This window comes from Bradyrhizobium sp. MI1.7, from assembly GCF_055811795.1.
On record NZ_JBVVPO010000201.1, the window covers coordinates 1 to 1,391 of the forward strand.

General features: G+C 60.1%; 1 protein-coding gene. It reads right to left on the minus strand.

The genetic code is table 11. The features are described from left to right. Positions 1-261 precede the first annotated feature (261 nt). On the minus strand, positions 262-1,305 hold the full coding sequence (locus tag AC0L3X_RS47085) for an IS110 family RNA-guided transposase (protein WP_007594558.1): 1,044 nt from the start codon (positions 1,303-1,305) through the stop codon (positions 262-264). Positions 1,306-1,391 lie beyond the last annotated feature (86 nt).

Sequence of the window (1,391 nt, forward strand, 5' to 3'; positions counted from 1 at the left end):
GCAAGGATTGGCTCGGGCAGCATGCTCGGATCGCTTGCGCTCATATGTCCGGCCTATTATCGGGTCTTGCGACCACTGGCCAAGATGGGCTTCGCGGACAGTGAGCTCCAAACACGAGAGCGGCATTTGCTGCCGGTAAACCGAGCGGAGTGTCTCACATGACCGGCTCGCGCCGAACGTACCACCTCTTCCTTTCCTGCAAGTTCCGGCCCCAGCGTCAGATCTGCCCGTCTGACGCCAAGCTCTTTTTGTCGTTCAAGTCTATGTCGGCGTTGGCATCGGTACGGCGCTCGCAGGCCGGTACCGTTCGCCGCTGACCATCAGTTTCCAAGCAATCCGCGCCAGCTTGTTTGCTAACGCTATCGCCACCAGCTTTGGCGGCTTGCGAGCGATCATGTCTTTCAGCCAGGACCAAGGGCGACTCCCGCGTCGTCGCATATCCGCGATCACTGCCGTCGCGCCAGCTACCAAAACGGTTCGCAACATGCCGTCGCCGGCGCGGGTGATGACCCCGAGCCGATTCTTGCCGGCCGTCGAGTGATTCTTTGGCGTCAGGCCAAGCCACGCGGCAAAGTTTCTTGCCGACTTGAATCCGCGCGCATCCACGACCTTGATTGACAGCAGCGTCGCGCCGATCGGACCAATTCCTGGAATGGTCGCAAGTCTTCGGCTCATCTCGCTGCTCCGATGGAGTTGCATGAGCTTCTTGTCGAGCGTAACGATTTGATCATCGACGCGCGCCATTTCTGCAGCCAACGCCTCTATCAACTCCATCGCCAAGTCCGGGACTGTCGCATCAGCCCTAATATCGATCAGCAATTGCGGAAGCCTTGAAAGCCCCTTGGGCGCGGTAAAGCCGAACTCTGCGGCGTAGCCGCGGATCGAATTGGCGAGCTGGGTGCGCCTGCCAATGAACTGGTTGCGTACACGAGTCAGCATCTGTGCGCCCTGCTGCTCGGGACTTTTGATTGGCACGAAGTTCTTCTGCAATTTCGGTCGACTCGCGGCTTCGCAAATCGCCTCGGCGTCCGCCGCATCGGATTTCCCACGTTGCACGTACGGTTTGACATATTGCGGCGGGATCATCGCCACCTCATGCCCCAGCGAACGCAGCTCCCTCGCCCAATAGTGCGACGCTCCGCAAGCCTCCATCGCGACAAGCGTAGGCGGCAGACGGCCGAAGAACGCCAGAACCTGGCCGCGTCTCAACTTGCGTCGCAAGACCGGCTGCTCCATCCCGTCAACGCCATGCAACTGAAATACGCTCTTTGACGTGTCCAAACCGATACGAACAATCGTTTCCACGGGCGGCTCCTTCGTTTGAGGTCATCGACGACCCCATCCTGCCACGCAGACCGGCGGAAGGGGGCCGTCCACCCCAACACGAGAGC